Origin of the sequence: Bradyrhizobium sp. LB8.2, from assembly GCF_040548035.1 — a bacterium.
Lineage (GTDB): Bacteria > Pseudomonadota > Alphaproteobacteria > Rhizobiales > Xanthobacteraceae > Bradyrhizobium.
In genome coordinates, this window is sequence record NZ_JBEPQV010000018.1 from 62,317 (window position 1) to 83,550 (window position 21,234).

At 60.4% G+C, this 21,234-nt stretch carries 15 protein-coding genes, 4 pseudogenes and 1 other annotated feature; of the genes and pseudogenes, 8 read left to right on the top strand and 11 right to left on the bottom strand.

Going from position 1 to position 21,234, the window contains the following annotated elements; genetic code table 11:
- Window positions 1–608: 608 nt before the first annotated feature.
- Window positions 609–962, bottom strand: a complete 354-nt coding sequence (locus tag ABIB06_RS21825) for a hypothetical protein (RefSeq protein ID WP_354052559.1) — start codon at window positions 960–962, stop codon at window positions 609–611.
- Between the two features lie 15 nt (window positions 963–977).
- On the opposite strand from ABIB06_RS21825, the pseudogene ABIB06_RS21830 reads away from it, so the two are divergent.
- From ABIB06_RS21830 to istB, 3 genes and pseudogenes are all read left to right on the top strand, one after another.
- Window positions 978–2,042 (top strand): annotated as a pseudogene (locus tag ABIB06_RS21830) (IS3 family transposase); the annotation flags it as partial.
- Window positions 1,102–1,218, top strand: a sequence feature (AL1L pseudoknot). (Overlaps the previous pseudogene by 117 nt.)
- 1,178 nt (window positions 2,043–3,220) lie before the next feature.
- The gene (gene istA / locus ABIB06_RS21835; protein WP_502916608.1) at window positions 3,221–4,735 is read left to right on the top strand and encodes an IS21 family transposase; all 1,515 of its coding nucleotides are present in this window, start codon (window positions 3,221–3,223) and stop codon (window positions 4,733–4,735) included.
- Window positions 4,732–5,544, top strand: coding sequence for an IS21-like element helper ATPase IstB (istB, locus tag ABIB06_RS21840; RefSeq protein WP_354053410.1), 813 nt, complete (start codon window positions 4,732–4,734; stop codon window positions 5,542–5,544). The genes istA and istB overlap by 4 nt, the downstream gene beginning before the upstream one ends.
- A gap of 131 nt (window positions 5,545–5,675) precedes the next feature.
- Here istB and tnpC read toward each other — a convergent pair.
- The 3 genes and pseudogenes from tnpC to tnpA all read right to left on the bottom strand — a co-directional run.
- A pseudogene (gene tnpC, locus ABIB06_RS21845) lies at window positions 5,676–7,238 on the bottom strand (IS66 family transposase); the annotation flags it as partial.
- Window positions 7,239–7,285: 47 nt separating this feature from the next.
- Window positions 7,286–7,633, bottom strand: a complete 348-nt coding sequence (tnpB, locus tag ABIB06_RS21850) for an IS66 family insertion sequence element accessory protein TnpB (protein WP_354053412.1) — start codon at window positions 7,631–7,633, stop codon at window positions 7,286–7,288.
- A complete protein-coding gene (gene tnpA / locus ABIB06_RS21855; RefSeq protein ID WP_354053413.1) occupies window positions 7,630–8,028 on the bottom strand; it encodes an IS66-like element accessory protein TnpA in 399 nt (132 codons plus the stop codon). The genes tnpB and tnpA overlap by 4 nt, the downstream gene beginning before the upstream one ends.
- 76 nt (window positions 8,029–8,104) lie before the next feature.
- Between tnpA and ABIB06_RS21860 the strand changes: the two are divergent.
- Window positions 8,105–9,496 (top strand): annotated as a pseudogene (locus tag ABIB06_RS21860) (aspartate aminotransferase family protein); the annotation flags it as partial.
- Window positions 9,497–10,005: 509 nt separating this feature from the next.
- Here the strand turns inward: ABIB06_RS21860 and ABIB06_RS21865 are convergent.
- Together ABIB06_RS21865 and ABIB06_RS21870 are read right to left on the bottom strand one after the other, a co-directional pair.
- Window positions 10,006–15,576: a trifunctional serine/threonine-protein kinase/ATP-binding protein/sensor histidine kinase gene (locus ABIB06_RS21865; RefSeq protein WP_354069888.1), complete on the bottom strand. Its 5,571-nt coding sequence runs from the start codon at window positions 15,574–15,576 to the stop codon at window positions 10,006–10,008.
- Window positions 15,577–16,412: 836 nt separating this feature from the next.
- Window positions 16,413–16,910, bottom strand: a pseudogene (locus ABIB06_RS21870) (cytochrome c oxidase subunit 3); the annotation flags it as partial.
- A gap of 140 nt (window positions 16,911–17,050) precedes the next feature.
- Here ABIB06_RS21870 and ABIB06_RS21875 point away from each other — a divergent pair.
- A complete protein-coding gene (locus ABIB06_RS21875; RefSeq protein WP_291619024.1) occupies window positions 17,051–17,206 on the top strand; it encodes a hypothetical protein in 156 nt (51 codons plus the stop codon).
- Between the two features lie 20 nt (window positions 17,207–17,226).
- Window positions 17,227–17,952: a TetR-like C-terminal domain-containing protein gene (locus ABIB06_RS21880; RefSeq protein WP_354052007.1), complete on the top strand. Its 726-nt coding sequence runs from the start codon at window positions 17,227–17,229 to the stop codon at window positions 17,950–17,952.
- Window positions 17,953–18,063: 111 nt separating this feature from the next.
- Here the strand turns inward: ABIB06_RS21880 and ABIB06_RS21885 are convergent, their stop codons facing one another.
- The gene (locus ABIB06_RS21885) at window positions 18,064–18,273 is read right to left on the bottom strand and encodes a helix-turn-helix domain-containing protein (RefSeq protein ID WP_354052009.1); all 210 of its coding nucleotides are present in this window, start codon (window positions 18,271–18,273) and stop codon (window positions 18,064–18,066) included.
- Window positions 18,248–19,054, bottom strand: a complete 807-nt coding sequence (locus ABIB06_RS21890; protein ID WP_354052010.1) for an AraC family transcriptional regulator — start codon at window positions 19,052–19,054, stop codon at window positions 18,248–18,250. Before ABIB06_RS21890 ends, ABIB06_RS21885 begins: the two co-directional genes overlap by 26 nt.
- Before the next feature lie 426 nt (window positions 19,055–19,480).
- Here ABIB06_RS21890 and ABIB06_RS21895 point away from each other — a divergent pair, with 426 nt between their 5' ends.
- Window positions 19,481–19,696: a hypothetical protein gene (locus ABIB06_RS21895; protein ID WP_354052011.1), complete on the top strand. Its 216-nt coding sequence runs from the start codon at window positions 19,481–19,483 to the stop codon at window positions 19,694–19,696.
- A 238-nt stretch (window positions 19,697–19,934) separates the two neighbouring features.
- Here ABIB06_RS21895 and ABIB06_RS21900 read toward each other — a convergent pair whose 3' ends face one another.
- On the bottom strand, window positions 19,935–20,249 hold the full coding sequence (locus ABIB06_RS21900) for a hypothetical protein (protein WP_354052013.1): 315 nt from the start codon (window positions 20,247–20,249) through the stop codon (window positions 19,935–19,937).
- 86 nt (window positions 20,250–20,335) lie between these two features.
- Here ABIB06_RS21900 and ABIB06_RS21905 point away from each other — a divergent pair, with 86 nt between their 5' ends.
- Window positions 20,336–20,521 carry a hypothetical protein gene (locus ABIB06_RS21905; protein WP_354052015.1) on the top strand — a complete coding sequence of 62 codons (186 nt, stop codon included), beginning with the start codon at window positions 20,336–20,338 and terminating at the stop codon, window positions 20,519–20,521.
- Between the two features lie 49 nt (window positions 20,522–20,570).
- On the opposite strand, the gene ABIB06_RS21910 is transcribed toward ABIB06_RS21905, so the two are convergent.
- Window positions 20,571–20,804: a hypothetical protein gene (locus ABIB06_RS21910; protein WP_354052017.1), complete on the bottom strand. Its 234-nt coding sequence runs from the start codon at window positions 20,802–20,804 to the stop codon at window positions 20,571–20,573.
- Window positions 20,794–21,096 carry a hypothetical protein gene (locus ABIB06_RS21915; RefSeq protein ID WP_354052019.1) on the bottom strand — a complete coding sequence of 101 codons (303 nt, stop codon included), beginning with the start codon at window positions 21,094–21,096 and terminating at the stop codon, window positions 20,794–20,796. Before ABIB06_RS21915 ends, ABIB06_RS21910 begins: the two co-directional genes overlap by 11 nt.
- Window positions 21,097–21,234 lie beyond the last annotated feature (138 nt).

A 21,234-nucleotide genomic window follows, 5' to 3' on the forward strand; every position in this document is an offset into this window, starting at 1 on the left:
TCAGCTTCTCGGCCATCTCAGTCGGAACGCCGGCCCGCTGCCCGCTGTCGACTTCGGCGTTCTTGACCCTGTCATGCAGCGTCTGCGGCATGCAGCCATCTTGGCCGCAATCGAGGTAACCGCCGTCCAGCGCGACGGGACTCGCTCGCGCGATCCAGAACAATCCGAACCGCACGGGCCCGTACCTCGGGTGAAAACTTGTTCGTCGTCTTGCTCGTCATGGCTCCCTCTCTTAGGAGTTGGAGCCCCGGCAACCTGGGGCGGTTCAAGGTCACGGGTTGCTGATGCGCGAACGACGATCGGGCCGGCATTGACCCGAAGCACCGACACGGCTGATGTTCGCCGGCCTTCTTATCGTTGCACGATCGCAAATTGACGCTCCCCTTACCCATCACAGTATGGACGAAAACCTCGCGGCCAGCGCGCTAGGGTTTAGGCCCGTACAGAACATCACATCAAACGGTCTCGTCGATGTTCTCAAGCCTTGATGTACAACGAAGAAGGCCGGACGGTGATCGGCAATTGGCTCCCGGTTTTGCTGCAAGATGACGTCGGCGCCACCAGCCGGTCAACGAAACTGGCGATATGCGCTACCCTTTACCTCCCCTTTACGATTTTCGAAGCCACGCATTTGGAGCGCAGGTAAGATTAACGCCAAACGCGTCGGTGTAGTAAGTATCCACCAAGAATCCTGATTGCTCCATCATTTGCAAGCCATCGATCACCTCTTTATTTGCTTCTATGGGAACATCTTCGATTACATAATAGTCTCCCGACGCTAAAAACTCTTTGAGATAAGAAAATATCGAAAATACTTGAACGTGGGCGTCGTCGACCACGAGCCAAGGATGAGGTAACTGCATCAACAGCCTTTTGTCCAAAGTCTCGACTTGTGAAAGGTCAACCTGATGAAATTTGAGGAATGGATGTTTTGCGTTTTCATGGATACGGTCGATGTTCAAGTCAAAGGAGTGAACAAGAAGGCCGAGGTCGATAGCGGGCAGCGGACCGGCATTGCGACCGACACGGCCGAGAAGCTAAGGCGCTCGAACGGGAGAACCGCGAGCTTCGGCAGGCCAACGAGATCCTGCGCAAGGCAAGCGCCTATTTTGCGATGGCGGAGCTCGACCGCCGGTCCAAGCCATGATCGCCTTCATCGACGATCATCGTGGGGCGCATGGGGTCGCGCCGATCTGCAAGGTTTTGCCGATCGCCCCCTCGACCTACCATGCCCATGTCGCCAAGCGGCGCGATCCCGCCAGGTTGTCGGCGCGCGCCAGGCAGGATGCTGCTGTGAAGATCGCGATTCGACGCGTCTTTGACGAGAACTTCTCCGTCTACGGCGTGCGCAAGGTCTGGCGCCAACTCAAACGCGAAGGCTTCGATGCCGCCCGTTGCACAGTGTCGCGGCTGATGCGGGACATGGACCTACAAGGGGTCATCCGCGGCAAGCCCGTCAAAACCACGATCAGCGGCGCCATGCCCGCTGGATCGCGTCAATCGCCAGTTCAAGGGGCCAAGACAGCACGTTCTCTGGCTCTCCGACTTCACCTATGTCGCGACCTGCACGGGCTTTGTCTACGTCGCCTTTGTGATCGACGCCTATGCCCGCAGGATCGTGGGCTGGCGAGCCTCGCGCACGGCGCATGCAGGCTTCGTGCTCGATGCGCTGGAGCAGGCATTGCATGATCGACGGCCGGTCCATCGTGGCCGGCTCGTGCATCATAGCGACAGGGGTAGCCCAATACGTTTCCATTAAGTACACAGAGCGCTTGGCTGAAGCTGGTGTCGAGCCTTCTGTCGGTAGCGTCGGAGACTCCTATGACAATGCTGTCGCCGAAACCATCAACGGTCTCCATAAGGCCGAAGTGATCCATCTGCGCGGCCCATGGCGCAGCTTCGAGGCCGTCGAGATTGCGACGCTGGAATGGGTGGATTGGTTCAACAACCGAAGGCTCCTCGAGCCCATCGGCAACATCCCGCCTGCCGAAGCCGAGCAACGCTACTACGCCATGCTGGAACAACCCGCCACGGCGGCATGACCTAAACCAAATGGCCTCCGGCAACCCGGGGCGGTTCAAAAGGGAGCCTAACATCAGGCTCCCTGCTGTCGGCCTAGCGACCGCCCACATGAACCCGACCAGTTCACGGGCGAAAACAGTTGCGGACCACCGTCGTGGTTTATCGCTTGCAGCCAGCTTACTGTAGCGGGCCGTCAAGCGGCTCCGTGCTTTCCACGCAATCTCGTGCAAGCTTGGCGATACCCATTCGATCCGGTATATGCTCGCCCATTTGGACTATCGTCGGTCCCCCTCGATGGCTGCGAGCGCCACCTTCGCCTTGAAGGCCGGTGAGTTATTCCGGCGTGCTCGTCTGCTCATCGTCTCTCCTGATTAGCGGGCCGATGTTGCCCGCCGTCAGGCAGAATCTCCACTTAGGGTCCTGTTCAGATTTCCCGAGCCGGCTCTTAAGGGCTTAGTTACATTTGGGAGCACCTGTCGCCACCATCATTCACCTCTCCAAGAACTGCGAAGTCGCCAATGACGCGTATGGCGGGAATGTGAGGTGGTTTTCTATGCTCAACTTGAACAAACAATGTGATGGGGACAGCAAGAATACGGTCGGACCACTCATCGACATAACTACTAACCCTGGTGGGTTCACGCGATAACTGGCTTTGCTATGGTCGCATGCCGACGCAAGTTGGGACAGAATGGCCGGTTCGCTTCAATTTGAGGGCTCCAGTCCCATTCGAGGCAGCAACCCGACCTCTCTGTACAAATGGAACGACAGGCACCAAGCAACTTACGTTACTCGGTGCGCTCGAACATGTAGCATAGGACGTAAGCGCAAATGCTCGACAGCTCGAACGAACGTACGCATACGACGAAGGCCGCCTGATTGGCGCGTGCGCGCGAACACAGCGAGAGGTCAGGCAGCCTGCTGATCGGCGGCCTTGTCGACCTGACGCAGGAGCTTCCATTCCCAGGGCAGCAGCTCGTGCAGACGCGATGCGGGATGATCTGCCGCGCGGCAATCAGGATGGAAGCGGAGCGTCAATCAGGATGAGAGAGCGTCGTTGGGCTCGTGACGCAGGGAGGGCGTAGCCCGACCGGAGTTACGAGCCCAACGGCGGCGCGATCCATAGGGGACCGCGCCGTCGGGTGATCGCGGCTGGCCGGTTATGCAAGTGGTTCTTCCGCCAAGAGGAATCACTCGTTTGCCAGGCCAACATGTCACAGATCACCAGATGAGGCTCTACATGAAGTACCGTCAGATCGATACCCCGCCCGTGGCTGCCGCCAAGGCCTCGTTCAGCACCTCGACCGCTTATCGGATCGAGAAGGATCCTCGCGCTCCATCGCAGAAGAAGGGAGCCCGCGGCCGGCGCCGACCGGACCCGTTGACCAGTGTGTTTGAGACAGAAGTGGTGGCAATGCTCAAGGCCGCCCCCGGCGTGCGGGCTGTTGCGATCTTTGAGGAGATGTTACGGCGCCATCCTGAGCTCGGAGCTGGAATCCGCCGCACGCTGGAGCGCCGGATCCGCGCCTGGCGGGCGATCCACGGTGAGGAGCAGGAGGTCATCTTCCGCCAGACCCACGAAGTGGGCCAGGTCGGCCTGTCGGACTTTACCGACATGGGCGAGCTTGGGGTCACCGTCGCGGGCATGCCGCTCGATCATCGCCTCTATCACTTCCGGTTGGCCTATTGCGGATTTGAGCACGCCCATGTCGTGCTCGGTGGCGAGAGCTTCGTCGCTTTGGCCGAAGGGCTGCAGAATGCCCTGTGGTCGCTCGGTGGCGCACCGCGGGAGCATCGGACCGACAGTCTGTCGGCCGCCTTCTGCAATCTCGATTGCGATGCGAGAGACGATCTGACCCGGCGGTACGAGGACCTCTGCGCCCATTACGGCATGCGGCCTTCCCGTAACAATCGCGGCATCGCCCACGAGAACGGGGCGATCGAGAGCTCCCATGGCCATCTCAAACGGACGATCGCCGATGCGCTGCTGTTGCGCGGCACTGCCGACTTCGATGATCTCACCGCCTATCGCGGCTTCATCGACGAGATCGTTAGCCGCCGCAATGCCCGCAACGCCAAGCGGATCGACCACGAGCGCGCCACCCTGCAGGCGTTGCCAGATCGCCGTACTTCAGACTACGAGGAGGTGATTGTCCGCGTGACGTCAAGCGGCGGCTTCACCTTGCGCAAGGTGTTCTACACCGTGCCGTCACGCCTGATCGGTCACCAGCTGCGGGTGCGCCTTTACGACGATCGTCTCGACGTGTTCGTCGGCGGCACCCATCTCGTCACCCTGCCGCGTGGGCGACCGCATCCCAATGGCAAGCACGACCAGGTCGTCGATTATCGGCACGTGATCCATTCCTTGCGGCGCAAGCCAATGGCGCTGCTCAATCTCGTCTACCGGGATCGGCTGTTCCCGCGCGATGCCTATCGCCGGACCTTCGATCGCTTGCGCGAACGGCTGCCGGACAGGAAAGCCTGCCGGCTCATGGTCGATCTGCTTGCGCTGGCGCACGAGCGCGGCTGCGAGGCCGAACTCGCCGGTCAGCTCGCCGCCGACCTGGACGCCGGCCAACTGCCCGACCTCGGACGGCTGCGCGCCCACTTCGCGCCGGATCCTGCCAGCGTGCCGCAGGTTATGGTGCAGCTTGCTCCGCTCGCCAGCTACGAGTGCCTCATCGGCGCCAGCCAGATCGGAGACGCCACATGAACACGGCCACCACCGTCGACACCGCACGCCTCAATCTGTTGCTCAACGAGCTGCGGCTACCCGCCATCAAGGTGCTGTGGCAGCAATTTGCCGAGCAGTCCGACAAGGAAGGTTGGCCGGCCGCCCGCTTCCTCGCCATCATTGCCGAGCATGAGATCGCCGAACGCGGCCGCCGTCGCGTCGAGCGCCACCTTGTCGAGGCGCGGCTGCCCGCCGGGAAGACCTTCGACACCTTCGACTTCGAGGCCGTGCCGATGATCTCCAAGGCGCAAGTCACCGCGCTGGCCGCCGGCGATGGTTGGCTCGGCAAGGGCGCCAATTTGCTGCTGTTTGGTCCGCCCGGCGGCGGAAAGAGTCACTTGGCGGCAGCCATCGGCTTGGCCCTCATCGAGAACGGATGGCGCGTCCTTTTCACCCGGACGACTGATCTCGTGCAGAAGCTCCAGGTGGCTCGCCGCGAGCTCAACCTCGAGGCCGCCATCAACCGCCTCGATCGCTTCGATCTTCTCATCCTCGATGATCTTGCCTACGTCACCAAGGACCAGGCCGAGACCAGCGTGCTGTTCGAGTTGATCAGCGCACGCTACGAGCGGCGCTCGATGCTGATCACCGCCAATCAGCCCTTTGGCGAATGGAACAGGGTCTTCCCGGACCCCGCTATGACCCTCGCCGCCATCGATCGCCTCGTTCACCACGCCACCATCATCGAAATGAACGTCGAGAGCTATCGCAGGCGCACCGCGCTCGAGCGAAAGCGCGGACCAGGACGGCCACCTTCGCACGCGACACCAAAAACACTCGCTGATTGACGCTCCGCGACAATCAGAGCCAACAAAACTCTTGCGCGCGACAATCATCGCGGCAATCATCACCTCGCTGCGACACCGACCCGCCATCCTGATTGTCGCGCGCTTCCCACCCAGATTGTCGCGCTATAATGATCGGCGATACGGGCCAAGACGTCGGCGAGCCAGGCCTTGGGATCGACGTCGTTGAGGCGACAGGTCGTGATCATCGTCAGCATGATGGCAGCACGGTCGGCACCACGCTCGCTGCCGGCGAAGGTCCAGTTCCGCCTTCCCAAAGCGATGCCTCTCAGTGCACGCTCAGCGCAATTATTGGTCAAGCAGATCCTGCCATCGTCGAGGAAGCCGGCGAATCCGTCCCAGCGCCTAAGCATGTAGTTGATCGGCTTCAGGACCTCGGAGGAACGCGAGAGGGTTTCGCGCTCGCGGAGCAACCAGGAATGCATGTCGTCGAGAAGCGGCTTGCTCTTCTCCTGGCGCACGGCGCGCCGCTCGTCGGCGCTAAGGCCATTGACGGCGCGCTCGATCTCGAACAGCGCGTCGAGGCGCCTGACCGCCTCTAGCGCGATCGGAGAGACCGGTTTGCCCTTCTTGCCTTCGCGAGCATTTTTCTCGATATCAGCCAGCTCAAAGAAGCCCCGCCGCGCATGGGCCAGGCAAAATGCCGGTGTAATCGGCTGCGCCTTCTTCTGCGGGTCAAACAGCGGCTCGAAGCCGCTGTAGCAATCGGCCTGCAGGATGCCGGCGAAGGCGGCCAGATGTCTCTGCGGATGCTCGCCTCGTCGGTCGCTTGAGGCGTAATAGACCGCCGCAGGCGGCGCAGGCCCCGCGAACGGCCGGTCATCCCGCACATACGTCCAGATCCGGCCAGTCCTGCACTTGCCCTTCGCCAGGATACGGATGGTGGTGTCATCGCCATGAAGGCGCTCGGCGGCGAGCACATGGCGTTCGATCAAGTGGAACAGCGGCATGACGGCGAAGGTCCCGTGGCCGACCTGGTCGGCCAGCGTCGATAACGACAGCTCGATCCCCTCGCACTTGAAGCGCGCGCTCTGGCGATTGAGCGGGATATGCATGCCGAAGTTGTCGAACAGGATGGTCGCCAGCAACTGCGGGCCGATGAAGCCGCGCGGCGTGGCATGGAACGGCGCCGGTGGCTGGCTGATCTTCTCGCAATCGCGGCAGGTGAACTTCTCGCGTACCGTCTCGATGACCTTGAAGCGGCGCGGGATCTCCTCCAGCGTCTTGGTCACATCTTCGCCGACCTTCGCCAGCCGCGATCCACCACAGCAGGCACAGGTCGTTGGTGCCTCGATGACGAGGCGCTCGTGTTCGATATCGTCCGGCCACGGCTTGCGCACCGGTCGCTTGCGCACGAAGGGACGGACGTCCTGCGTCTTCGCAGCTACGGCCTGTGCGGCAAGCTCATCCTCGCTCGCTGTGGTAACAAGTTCTTCGAGTTCCAACTCCAACTGCTCAAGCAGGCGTGCCGAGCGCTCGGATCGCTGCCCGTGCAGTTCGCGTTTGAGCTTCTCGATTCGTAGCTCAAGCTGCGCGATCAGCGCCTCGTTGTCCGACAACTCCGCCCGCGCACTGGCAGCCATCGCTTCGGCTCGCAGCCGCGCCTCACGCTCGGCTTGCAGCGCCGCCAAAGCACTGACAAGGTCCGATGGAAGATCGTCCGGCTTCGATATCATGAAGCCATTGAATCAGATCGAGCCGCAGATTCAAACCGTAAAAACGGTTATCCCACTCGCGTCGGACGCTGAGTTTCTTGAGGATGGCGCCAGTCGATGCCGGACAGCAGATAGGAGAGCTGCGCCGGCGAGATCGTCACCGATTCACCGGCTACCGATGGCCAGATGAACCTTCCTCTCTCGAGTCTTTTGGTGAACAAGCAGGCGCCCTGGCCATCGTGCCAGATCATCTTCACAAGATCGCTGCGCCGACCGCGAAAGACGAACAAATGACCGCTGAGCGGGTCTTTGCGCAGGACCTCCTGCACTTGGAGCGCCAACGACGGAAAGCCTCTGCGCATATCCGTGTGGCCGGTCGCGAGCCACACGCGTGCGCCGGTCGGAACCGGGATCATCGTCGCACCAGAGCATCGAGAACTCGACGCAGCGCGTCTCCATCAACGTCGCCATCGACCCGGATGCGGTGCCCGCCACCAAGATCAATCTCGATGATGCCCTGGCTCTTCCGTCGACGCGCCGTCATCGTCAATGGCACTTCGGCCACCTCCCGAGGCAGTACGGGCGGCCCAATCTCGACCGGCATGAACGGCGCGATACTCGTATGGCTTTGCTTGCAAAGGTCTTTGCGCCACCTGAACAGCTGGCTCACATGAAGGCCGGCCATGCGAGCCACCTCGGAAACACTGGCTCCGGGCTCGAGCGATGCTGCAACCAGCCGTTCCTTCTCATCCTGCGACCACCGCCGCCGCCTCTCGACCGATGCGATCACCTCTGTCCGCGAAATCGTCATAGCGCTTCTCCTAGGATTACCCCTAGGACCTGCAGCGCTCGCGTCCGTCAAACAAGGCGGCCTTCAATGGAGGCATACGAACGAACTCAACGCATGGGACCGCGATCACTTCTTTCACCCAGCGACGCATGCCGGAGCGCATGCGCGAGGTGAACATTCAACGCGCATAATCGCTAGGGGGGATGGGGTCTACATCACTGATACGTCCGGCCGAATTAGCCTCGACGCCTTCGCAGGCCTTTTTTGCGTGAATGTCGGATACGGCCGCCAGAAGATAGCCGAGGCGATTGCGAAACAAGCGAAGGAACTCGCCTACTATCACGCTTATATTGCCAACGGCACGGAAGTCTCCATCAGGTTATCGAAGATGATCATAGACCGTGCGCCGGTTGGCATGAGCCGGGTCTATTTTGGTCTCTCGGGCTCTGATGCGAACGAGACCACTATCAAACTGACCTGGTATTATAACAACGTGCTCGGCCGACCGGAGAAAAAAAAGATAATCTCTCGCTGGCGCGGGTATCACGGATCAAGCGTGATGACGGGGTCTCTGACGGGGCTTGAACTGTACCACAACGCTTTTGACCTACCGCGTGCGCCGATTCTGCACACTGAGGCACCTTGCTATTTCCGCCGCGCCGACCGGACCTTGACCGAGGAGCAGTTCGCCCAAGCATGCGCGGACAAGCTCGAAGCCCTGATCCTGGCCGAAGGGCCCGATACAGTCGCTGCATTCATCGGGGAGCCGATCTTAGGCGCAGGTGGTATCGTTCCGCCCCCCACAGGCTACTGGAAGAAGGTCCAGTCGGTGCTAGACAAATATGACATTCTGCTCATCGCGGACGAAGTCGTCACCGGGTTCGGCCGTCTTGGGACCATGTTTGGGTCCGAACACTACGGCATTCGGCCGGATCTAATCACCATCTCAAAAGGCCTCACCTCCGCGTACGCGCCGCTATCGGGCGTCATCGTTTCTGACAAGATTTGGCAGATGCTCGTGAAAGGCTCCGATCAACTCGGTATGATTGGTCACGGCTGGACCTATTCCGCCCATCCGATCTGCGCGGCGGCTGGCGTTGCAAATCTCTAGGTGATCGAAGAGATGGGCTTAGTAGCCAATGCTCGCGATACCGGCGCCTATCTCCGCGCGGCACTAACCGAAGTGCTCGGCAGCCACGAAAACGTCGGGGACGTACGCGGGGACGGGCTGATGGCTGCGGTGGAATTTGTTGAAGACAAGGATGACCGCGCCTTCTTCGATTCAACCAAAAAAGTTGGTCAGCAGGTAGCCGCAGCTCTGCTCGAGCGCGGCGTCATCGGCCGGGCGTTGCCGCAAGGCGATATTCTCGGCCTTGCCCCGCCGCTGTGCTTAACAAGGGACGAAGCCGATATCATCATCGAGAACGCCGCGAAGGCAGTCAATGCCGTATTTGCTAAACGATCAGTGGTCCGGTTGAATAGAGACTAAGGTCCTAAGGATGCGAGCAGCCTTCAGAGCATGAGCGTAAGCATGGCTTTACGCGCTGTTTTCATCGGCGCTTGACGTCTATTTTGATCGCAGCTTATGGCGGCGGCATCCACTTTTCGTAGAATGCGTTGGCGGCGCCGTCGAGCGCCGCCCGGTCGATGACGTACGGATCAAACCGCTCGGGACCCGAGAGACGCAGTTTCCGTGCTCCGGAATGCCTTGGAGAGCTTTTGCCCTCATTCTCTCGAACAGTGCGCGTGCAGCTTTCGTCTGATTCTGCTTGACGCCCTGCAATCTCAGGGACTTGCAGGAAGCCCTCAAAGCGTCTTGAATCTGACGCTGCGGTCCAGATTGCATATCTTCTGCCAATTCGCGACAATCAGCGGTCGCTCCAACACTCTCCTAGGGCAGTAAGAAACTCGATTGTCTCAACCCCTCAAGGTCCGCCGCTCGCATCGGTCACGATGATCGGGGCTCCTGGAGCGCGCTGCTCGATATCGAGCTCGAGCCTAAGACGTTGAAGACACCTGTTCCGACCGATCCACGCGCTCCGGCGCAACCGGCATGCTGAACTGGAAGACGGCCCCTCGAGGGTCATTGGCGCCCGCCCACATCCGCCCCCCATGCGCCTCAATGATAGAATGGCAAATGGCCAGCCCCATGCCCATGCCTTCGGACTTGGTGGTGTAAAACGCCTCAAACACGCGATCAGCGCCGTTCGGATCGAGGCCTGGACCCGTATCCCGAAAAGTGACCAATACGTTATTCGAGCCATCTGTCCGCGCACTGATCAGTAACTCGCGGTCACCTTCGTTGATCTCGCTCATGGCCTCGATGGCGTTCATGATCAGGTTGAGAATCACCTGCCGGACCTGGACACGATCTGCCCGGACAAGCGGCAACGCCTCAGGTCGTCGCGTTTGCACCCATACATCATTCTTTGCAAGTTCCGCGCGAACTAGAGCCAGCACCTCTAAGATCAATTCGTCAATAGCGAGAAGCTCCGTTTGCACAGGAGCCTTATTCATAAGTGCGCGGATCCGGCGGATCACGTTCCCTGCGCGCATACTGTCACGGATAATCAAACCGAAGGTCTGCCGAACTTCTTCCAAATTTGGCGGTTGGGCACCGAGCCAATTTAGCCCTGCCCCCGCATTACTGCTGATCGCGGCAATCGGCTGGTTGACCTCATGGGCGATTGAGGCGGCCAGCTGTCCCATTGTCGTGATCCGATTGGCGTGTGCAAGCGACAACAGAGTCTCGCGATACCGTCGTTCGCTTTCACGGGCTTCCGTTTCCGCTCTCTTTCGCTCTGTCAGGTCCAGGACGAAGCCAACACCTTGGTCGTGCCGCGCATCGAATACGGCGAGGCCAATTAGCACCGGCACGCGGCTGCCATCCTTGCGGACATACTCTTTCTCGAACTGTTGAACAGCTCCGGTCCTTTTTGCTTCTGTTCCCGCATTCAGTGTGCGCTCGTGCCATTCTGGCGGTGTCAGGTCGAGACCGTTCACTCGCCCCGCGACGAGATCCGCTCGGTCGTATCCAACCATCGTGAGGAAGGTTTGATTTGCCTCGATGATCTCGCCTCCTTCGCGAATGATAAATATTCCGATGATGTTAGCGTCGAGTAAGCGCCGGATTTTCGACTCCCGTTGCTGAACTTCGCTGTACAACCGGCTGTTTTCCAGCGCTGTTGCAGCTTGCGAGGCAAGCATTTTCAGCACCGAGTTGCGAGCAGCCGAGAATATGCGTGCGGCGAGATTATTCTCCAGATAAAGTACGCCGATCAGCTTGCCCTGCGTGATCAGTGGCAGGCAAAGTATAGAACGCGCTTTGCGGTCGCGGATATACGGATCTTCCGCAAATGAAGGCTCGGCGGCAGCATCTTCGAGAATGACGTTTTCGCGGACACGTAGGACGAAATGCAGGACGGACTCGGGAAGTGCCATCGGAGTTACGGGCAGTTCATTCACCTTTACAAGCAGCGCATCCGCTACCGTTGTGGCTTCCGCCTCGATCCGTGGCTCGCCTCCATGCAGCAGAATTAACAAACCTCGTTCGGCGCCGGCCTGCTCAATGGCAGTCCGCATAAGCGTGTCGATTAGTTTTTGAAGAACAATCTCGCCGGAAATCGCCTGCGACACTTTTGTCACCGTCGCGAGATCAAGATGCTCAACGGGAGCTCCGATCCTCATTCCATTCACGGCAGGAGTGGTCTCCTCATGGGTGAGATGGGGATTCAGCTCCTCAAGCTGACGCACTTTGCCATCTGCTCCCCAACGAAGGTAGCCGCGTCGCGCATCCTGCAGGTAAACCCTGGAGATTCTGCCAAAACCGCGCGCAGCATAAAAGCGCGCTGCAAGTTCGCAAGCGATTCCCTCGTGGTGGGCGAAACCGTTACGTGCTGCCGTCTGGATTGAGTGTTCATACAGTCGCATTGCGTCTGCATCGCGGTATTGGCGCCTTGCAATTTCAGCGCCGACCAAGGCAACCCGATTCTCAAAGTTTTCCGGGCAATTCGTCGCCCATATCTCCAGCTGTCTGTAATGGGCATCAATGATATCCCAATGTTGCTGTTGTTCGCTTTCGCCTAGGTTGTCGCAATAACATGAGTGAGACAACGCACCATAGAAGTGAAACTCCGCGGTCAAGGACTCTGTCGGTATAGTCCATAATTTGGGCTCCGCCTTGGAGCGAGCATCAACAGCCGCAGCATAATCGCCGGCTAGAAATCGCGCCTGAAGTTTGCGGATCCAGTAGACGGGTTCGCTAGGTGACAGCTCCGTGCTCCGTGCCAACGATTGCTCGACGTCTCGCTCGTCAAATTCTTGGTCATCTAAGCAACCGAATGAGCGCGTGAGGCCTCGCATGCTTCTAACGATTGCGAGCTGAGCCGCTATCACATCAGCCGCAAACCGGGCCTTTCTATTCCGTACGGTAGCAACGCTTTTCTCTATCTCGTTCTGCACCTCTTTCAGGGGATCTCCGGCCATTATCATATTTGAGGTTAGATGAACCAAGCTGTACGCCTCATAGATGACATCGCCGCTGCTGACCGCAGCTGCGAGCGCTAGCCGAATCAAAGCTCGGCCATCTCTTAGCGGCTTCGTCCAGGGGATCACGTTGCCTCCGAGGGCCAAATAGACAGGCGCCCGAAAACGGGAGTACTCACCGCGATCAACCAGGCCGCAAGCAAGAAGACCTAATTTCTCTGCTGTTTGGTAGTCACCGAAGCGCCCGGCTAAAATTCGACCTAGCCACGCGTAGTGGGCGCAAGAAGCATCAGTATTGCCGTATTCGAGGCTGATGGTGACAGCTCTGCAGATGACCGAAGCGGATAAATTGGCGTCCGTGAAACCTGCGGGCGGAAGAATCCGCGTCAAGACGGCAAGCGTGCCAAGCGAGGTCTGATCTGTCATTCCAGGCAAACTAGCAAGTTCCTCGATTGCGTCGGGCAGCTGTGACCACATCCGCTGATATTCGGCTAATGTTTCCTGGTCCGTCGGATGCTGCGACCACTCGATCCCGACATCGTGAAGATATTCGAGGCCTGTGAGAACTGCCCGCCCGTGCTGACCGAGCGTCAAGTAAAGATCGACCCGCAAACATGCGACCGTTGCTCGTTGGGGCGCGTTCAAGGCGCGCTTCGACAGTGCGGACAGGAGGCTCTCTGCAACCTCCAGTTGGCCTACCAAGAATTCGCATTCGGCCCTGCTTGTCTCCAGTGCGAACGCGAGTTCGTGGCGCCTTCGCCAAGAGTGCTCCGCGAGCAGCGCAGCACCGAGGGTGAAATATGTGAGTGCCGAGGCGTAGGCCGCCGACGCCCTGGCCCGCTGCCCTGCGACCAAATTCAGCTCTGCGAGCTGCTCACGCTCCTGACCGGAGGTAATTAGCGCGACACCTCGATTGAGTTGACTGACGACGTCGAAGATAGCCTCTTCGCGTTTGTGCGCAGGGATGTGTGCCGCGAGCATCCGACCGATCCGCAGATGGGCAGCAGCGCGCGAGGATTCCGGCACCAGGAAGTAGGCCGCCTCTTGAACGCGATCGTGGAGGAAGCGGTAGGCTGTTCCGTGGCGCGCGATCATTTCCTGCCGGATCGCCGGCCACAGGGTGGCATGCACCTGCTCCTGCGAAATTTCGAGCACGATCGCAAGCTCCGCCGTTCCGGCGATGTTGCCGAAACAGGCCAGCTGTTGCAGCGCGTTCTGCGTTTGCTCGGGCAGGCGGATGAGCTTGCCGAGCATCAGATCCACGACGTTCTCGGTGTACGCTTTGGCGTGAATGCGCTCGAGATCCCATCGCCAGCGCGCCGACTCGTGATCGAACGTCAACAGCTGCTCTTCGGCCAGTTCAGAAAGGAATTGAATGGCGAAGAACGGATTACCCATCGTCTTCTGATGCACCAACTTTGCAAGCGAGGCAGCGCGTTTTGGTCCGCAGCGAAGGGTATCCGCGACCAACTGCGCGACATCGTCTGCAGTGAGCGGCGAGAGCGTGATCTCTTCGAAATTTACGTCGGCTCTCCTGATGGAGTCGAGCTTGCGTTTGAGTGGATGGCCTGCATCAAGTTCGTTGCTGCGGTAAGCTCCAATGAGCAGCAGGTGCAGATCCGACTGGGTCAGGAGATCCTCGATCAAGTCGAGCGTTGCGGCATCATGCCACTGCAAATCGTCGAGGAAGAGCACCAATGGATGGGTTCGCCGGGCGAACACGCCAATAAAGCGGCGAAGCACCAGCTGGAAACGAATTTGCGCTTGCCGGGCTGGAAGCTCGGAAACCGCGGGCTGCTCACCAATGATCAGGGTCAGATCGGGGATCAATTCGACCATCAGTCGTCCATTCGCGCCGAGTGCCTCCCGGAACGCTTGCCGCCAGGTGGCGAGTTCGCCCTCGCTTTTGCTTAGAAGAGGACGGACAAGACTCTGAAACGTCTGCACTAGCGTCGCATAGGGAACGTCGCGCTTCAGTTGGTCGAATTTGCCTGACACCAACTGCCCGCGCGAGGGCACCAGTACTTTGTGTAGCTCCTGGACAAGCGAAGACTTACCGACACCGGAGTAACCGGCGACGAGCACCAACCTCGGCGCGCCGCTCTTCACAGCGCGATCGAAAGAGGCAAGCAAAGTCTCGATCTGAAGGGCTCTGCCATAGAGCTTCTCGGGGATGAGCAACCGATCAGGTGTGTCGTCTGCGCCGAGCTCAAACGGGTCGATGCGACCGTGGTTGGCCCATGCTGCAAGACAGTGTTGCAGATCGCGCTCAAGGCTAGCGGCAGTCTGGTAGCGTTCCTCGGCGGTTTTCGCGAGGAGTTTCATCACAATCTGAGATATCGACTCGGGGAGGTTTTGCGATTTCTCGACGGGCGGTATTGCTTTTCTTGCAATATGACAATGGATCCAATCCAAGGGATCTGAGCCCGTGAACGGCAGCGCGCCGGTCAGCATCTGATAGAATGTCACGCCAAGTGAATAGAGATCACTGCGACAATCGACCGAGCGATTCATTCGTCCGGTCTGTTCGGGCGCCATGTAGGGCAGCGAGCCGGCGATGAACTCGGCAGGCTCAGGCGGCACGCGCTCGCGGGAAAGACGGGAAGCCAGACCAAACCCAGTGAGTCGCGCCTGTTCGTCAGGACAATTGACCAGAATGTGAGCGGGTTTTAGGTCCTTGTGGACCAAGCCGTGCCGGTGAAGCTTGCCCACGGCCCTCGCGATGTCAACAGCAAGGCGCAGGAAGCGCTTGGGCTCCATACGGAGCCCAAGTAAATTTAGCAGTGGCTCGCCGCATGGATCCTCCAGGATCAGCATAGTCCGACCAGCTTCGCGGATGAGTTCCAACGGCCGCACCGCCCATGCCTCGTCTAACTCCTCCCTCAGCTCATACTCATGGGCGAGGCGGTCGAGCGTCGCTGGGTGTTCCGCGATGGGCCGCACAACAAGCACGACAGCCCTGCTGCCGTGGATTTGCCGGCGCCACGCACGGCAGAACGCGCGATCACCGTCCTCCCACAGGGGCTGGATGTCACTGTCGAGATTCGAGCCGAACAAAGTTCGGCTGAGGGGGTCCCGCGGCATTTGCCCGCCCGGTCAATAAGGACTGAGCCAAAACCTGACACATATGGGGCGAGCTTGTGAAGGGAATTCGCAAAACGGCGCGAGTACCGATCAAGGCCGCCAAAGAGTGGACCGCGGCACGCCAAGGTGCGACTTGCCTTCCAACCAAGCCGCGCTAGCTACGGCGCTATTTGTGGCGCGCGTCGCGCGGCTTGGTTGGAAGGGACAGCCCGATCGTGTCGATCCAGCCCAATCCCGCGCGCCGGCCGCCTGCACAGCATCGGCGGCGGGCGCTCCCGACTAGCGCAGTGTGTGGGCGAAGGGTTGTATTTGATAGAGCGGCTCGTGGCCCGTTGCGGGACCACCAGCGGCCCACTGCCCAACGTGCAGCAGGGCCCAGATCGCTGCTACCGCTCAAGCAGACAATGACATGTGAAAGCTGATCGGTTTGCCCATGATCGGCACAACGCGTGAGGCCATTGGGCGCCGGCTTCTGACGGCTGCATCGGCCTGAGCGTCCGGGGCGCGATGCGCAATGCCATCCTATGAGCCAATTGCGAGATCTCCTGGCGCGAACTGAAGCCCCGAGCGCCACAACTCGCTTCGTACAACGTCGTCCGAGTATGTCTTTCGAGCAAGCGGCCATACCATTGACGCGCTCAGTCTTCAGCACCAAACTAACATGGCATTGGGCCGAGAAACGTGTCTTCACAAGCTTCGAAGCCGTCCCGGTGCGCGCTGTCACGGCGTTAACGTGCGCCCGGTCCGTCCCGGTATTATCTGTGAAATGTTGATTATGCTGTCCCGCGAAGCGAGCAGCGTGGCGACACTGAGATCGCCGTACCGAGCTAAGGAAGCACAGAGTGAGCATCCGCACCCAGTAGAACTACGGCCAAGATGATCAGCCCCAGGACCACGTGCAGCAGGTGAAAGCCGGTCAAGAGGAAGTAGAGCGTGAAGAAGGTGCTGGTCTCCAGCCCCGCGCCGGAAGCGACCTCGGCCGCGTACTCGGTTAGCTTGATCGCGACGAACGCCGCTCCGAGCGCCATCGCGAGAGACAGCCAGCGCCGGCAGTGGGCGCGCCGCCCCTCGCGGGCCGCCTTGCCGCCCCGCGCGGCCGCCCAGCCGCTCGTCACCAGCACCAGCGTGTTCAGGCCGGCCAGACCGGGATCGAGCAGCCGCTGACCGTCCGCGAAGATCGACGGGCTCACGGCTCGAGCGACCGAGAAGGCCCCGAGGAAGAGGCCGAAGACGGCGAGCTCGCTGAAGATCAGGACCCACATCATCGGGTCGCCGGGCAATTCGGCAAGTATCCCCCACCCGCCTTCTTGTGCGTCTAACTCCTGAGGCAACATCGACTTCCCAAAGCGGATTCCGTTTACGAACCGGTATCCAAGATCTCGTCACCGCTCTTTGTCCCGCGACAAAGACGGACACCGGCCGCCCGAATTAGGCTCCGGTGGTCGCCGCATATCGTCCGCGGGATCGGAGCCTCATGAGCGAAGCGCAGCTAGGCCTTCTCACGGCCACGCCCATCATCATCGTCTTCGCCGGCGCGCTGCGGGCTATGGGCGTGCTGTCGACCGTGGCGACGGTCTCGGCGATCCTGCTGTCGGTCGCGATCGCCGTCGTCCTGTTCACGACTCAGTAAACCCGGGAAGGTCCTCCGCCATGAACGCTCTCAACTTCGACGTCGACGACATCCTGTCCAGCACATGGGACCGCAAGCTCGCGCAGGATCTCGCCATCGAGATCGAATCCGGCACGGGGGACCGCCGCGGGACGTTCAGCGAGATGCGTCGCTTCCTCGCCGTCAAGGGATATCGCGATCTGCGGCCCCGGCTCGAAGCCGCTCGCGAGGGCGCGGTCGCCGAGAACGCGCTGATCGCGGTCGCCCACGAGATCCGCCGCTATGCGCTCGAACGGCCGGCCCTGTCGGCCGCCGCTTTCCGGACGGCCCCCGCCGACTGCCCGGAGTGGCGCGACGCGCACGAAAGGCTTCACTCTCTCATGATCGGCATTCTCGGGGAGTGCGGCCTCTTCGGCGACGCCGCCGAAGGCGCGCTCACGATGCTCCGCAGTCTCGTCCGCGGCTACGTGCTGCACGAAGTGATGCACACCGTCGTCGGCGTCCAATCCTACGACGACGCATTCGACAAGGCTCTCCAGGTCTTCGTCGCCGGTTTTCCGGCATTCGCATCACCTATGGTCCGCGAAGGCGATCGGGCTCGTCGTTCCCGGACGAAAGAGACGCAAGAGCCGCCGTCACCGGCCGGAACGCGCCAGCGGTCGGAAGAATTCGAGGTAGATGCGGTCTCGATGCCCATGACGAGGGAAACCGCGGGCACGACTCTCGCTCCCGAGGACTTCGGAAGCCTCGGCGACAGTCACCGTTGAGGTATGGCGTGCGATAAGAGCCAAGACGAGCTTGGCTTCTTCAGCGACAAGGGTTGCCCGGTCGTTGCCAATCTCAATGTTGTATTCGTCGCCTTATCGGGGTCGGAAAGCCTAGACCTCTCCCGAGTCCGCTCGGGCCCGGGTCTCGGACGGTCGCTCGCCGAAGAGATGCCGATAATATTGAGCGAACCGGCCCACATTTGCGAAGCCATGATGCACCGCCATGTCCGCAATCGTCTCGCGGTCCGGACGACCGGACCGCAGTGCGCTATGTATCGAACAGAGCCGGCGATGACTAAGAAAACGCGATCGGTCCGACACCAAGTGCGTCGTGGAAGGCCCGATGCAAGGTCCGGCGCGAGATTCCAAGATGGACGGTCAGTTCGGAAACGTGCACAGGCCGCCGGCCCTGAGCATCCAAATATTCTTCGGCCAGTCTCACGGTCTTGAGGGCTGAGAGCAGGGGGCCGTCCGGCCGCTGCGGAAGGCCATCGAGAACGTTCGCCATCATCGCTTCGATGATGGCGCGCTTCCAGAACGCGGCAGCTTCTTCCGTCAACGCGGAATTATGTTCGATCAGCCAGGCGATCAACGACCGCATCTTGGGGATGGTCCGAGCCGTCTCCGGCGTTGCCTTGAACTGCTGCCTCTGTCCGAACGCGGTTTCGCACAAGGCGGGCTCGGCGCTGAAGACCTTCTCCACGTCGGCCAACGACGGAGCGATGACCAACATCGAGGCGCCGCCGTAGAATCTGTTCTCCTGCTCCGAACCTGGGGGCAGCAGCATCACGTCTTTCTGCTGTGATTGGTACGAAGAGCGAGTCACGCGGTCGGTGGCGTGGGTCAGCATACCTACCATCAGCCTGGTGGCGTCGGACGAGCCCCGGGTTCTGATTCCGACATTGATCGTCGCGAAGTCGAGCGGGAGATCTCCGATCCTGGTCTGAATCACATTGCCTTTGAGGCGGCCGCGGCCGATCTGAACGATCTCGCGTCGGACGCCGGGAACGATCTCTCTGAGCTGGTCGATGCTGTCGACGCGGACCCGGCGCAGCGCCGTGGATCGACCCATATCGTTACCTCTCTGTGCGCCCCAGTTCACCACCGATGATCAGCGATTACCAGTTTAGATCATTTCTAATATTGGACGGTGGCACAATCCGGACATCACAACCCGGAGAAAGGAAGGTACCGTAAACCGGCAGCACCCGGGTGCGAATCTAGCCCGGAAAGGAGCGGCATCGTCCCTTCGGTGCCATATGTGGGAGCTTGATATGCTCGATCTCGGATCTGGATACGGAGGCAGAGCCGGTTGGCCACCTGCGCGGCAGGAATTGCACTTTTACTGGCCGCTGCGCCACCGGCTTCCGCGCTGAACTTGGGGGCCGCTTCGGGCTATGGAAATCAGGCAAAAATCCCGAAATCCGATATCATCGAAGCCTGAGCGGTCGCACGTCGCGGCGGAGTTGCGGTAGGGCCGCGAGGGGGAGCAGTCGACTATCGCAGCCGCACCGTCGTGCGCGGACCGGTGGCCCGACCTGGGTATCATGGCGGCGGAGTCCGCTGGGCGCGTCCCGCGCACTACCGCTGGCCTCGAGGCGGCGCCATCGCGGCCGGTGCTGCGATCGCCATGGTGACCGCAGCGACGGCTGCGGCCTGGGCGGGCGCCGCTCCCGCGCCGGGCATGTGCTGGTACTACACTGATCCATCGCGCACCCAGGGTTTCTGGGACTACTGCCGCTAGTCGCGGGCCGATCTCGCAATGACGAGCACACCGAACCGACGGATCCCGAATGGTCACTACGGCCCGGCTCCCGGCGGAATCTTCCGCATGGGATCACGACGCCCGTTTTCCGACAAAGCGCCTATCAGCATTCCTTGACTTCAACGGGAGCAGCGAAATGTACCGACTAATCCTGGCTGCCGTCGTATGCGTCTCCTGCTGCTCTGCCGCGATCGCACAGGAACACTCGAAATCCGCGCTAAAAAAATGGCGGGCCTGTGCCGATGCCGCAGCGACGCGATACGCAAAAGGTACGGAAAGCGCTCCAGTGGTCTCGCGCTACGCAATAATGTCCTGCCGCGCGGAGAAGCAGGTTGACCTTACCGACACTGTCTTTGATGTAGACTTCGCTGACCCCGATGTCAGCGGCGATTTTCTTCAACGCGACCTTACGTGCCGCTGTTGCTGATCTATCCACCGCGCGGTGGATCGCGTTCACTAGACCGCGCGTAGAGAGCGCAAGCGCCCACTTCTCAAGCTTGCTCGTGTCCACGCTCACGTTGATTGTAGACATGGTTCAGTTATTACCTGCTTGTTAGTTGAAAGTTCTGCCCGCTGTGCTAACAGCGCCGCTCATCGAAGACTAAGGAGACGCACCAGTTGAAACGTCCTGCCAAGAAGAAGCCAACGCGACGCGAGTGGACACCTGCTGATTTGCGGAGTCTCAAGAAGCATTCGAAGGATCGAACGCCAGTTCTGAAAATCTCGAAGGAGATGAAGCGCACCATCGGTTCCCTACGTCAGAAGGCCCTTGTATTGGGCATCGGCTTGGGTCACCAGCGCTGATCAGGCGAGAGCTGCGCAGCTATGCGGCGCGGCTACTCTTCCCACGCGATCAGTTCGGTGGGCTCCACTTGGTGGGCTCGCTCGGCTCCGGCATAATCTCGCGCCACCGTTCAGCTTGCTCGATAAGAATCGCGAACGGAGAGCCCGGCACGACTTGCGGCACGGCATGGCGCAGCGTATCCGCGATGCCCGGAATGCGGCTGATGGCATCGAGCTTTTCGGAAGCTTGGTTGATGAGATGGGCGAGTGCGTTTAGCTCGCCCGTAAGCGCTTCATTGTCCATCGTCGTCGCCCGATTTGTCGGCGTCGCACGCAAAGGGCTTCGACCCGTCTCCGCTTCGCAAGTAGTTCAGGGGGACTTCGTGCCCGGCGCGCTCGTTCTCGCCATAGCACCGCGCGGAGCCTACTCCGACGCAGCTCGCGAGTAAGCCCGCCAACACTTCCACAGCATCCCCGATACGGGGCGCGGCAGCAGCGATCTTTTCAAGTGCTTCGGCGGCACGCCCCAGGCGGGCGTCTTCAGAAAGCGCCAGCAGGTCGGTCAAACTCATTGTTTGGTCGGATTGTTTGGTCATCAGCGGTTCTCTCTAAGTGGGGCGGGTTTGCGAGTGTGAACGCGGCGCTGCCCGGATAGGCCCGCGCGAGTGCGGGTTTTGTGCGCTGCACGATAGTAATTGCCCGCAGGTGTGAGTAATCTTCAGCGTCTGCCAAAG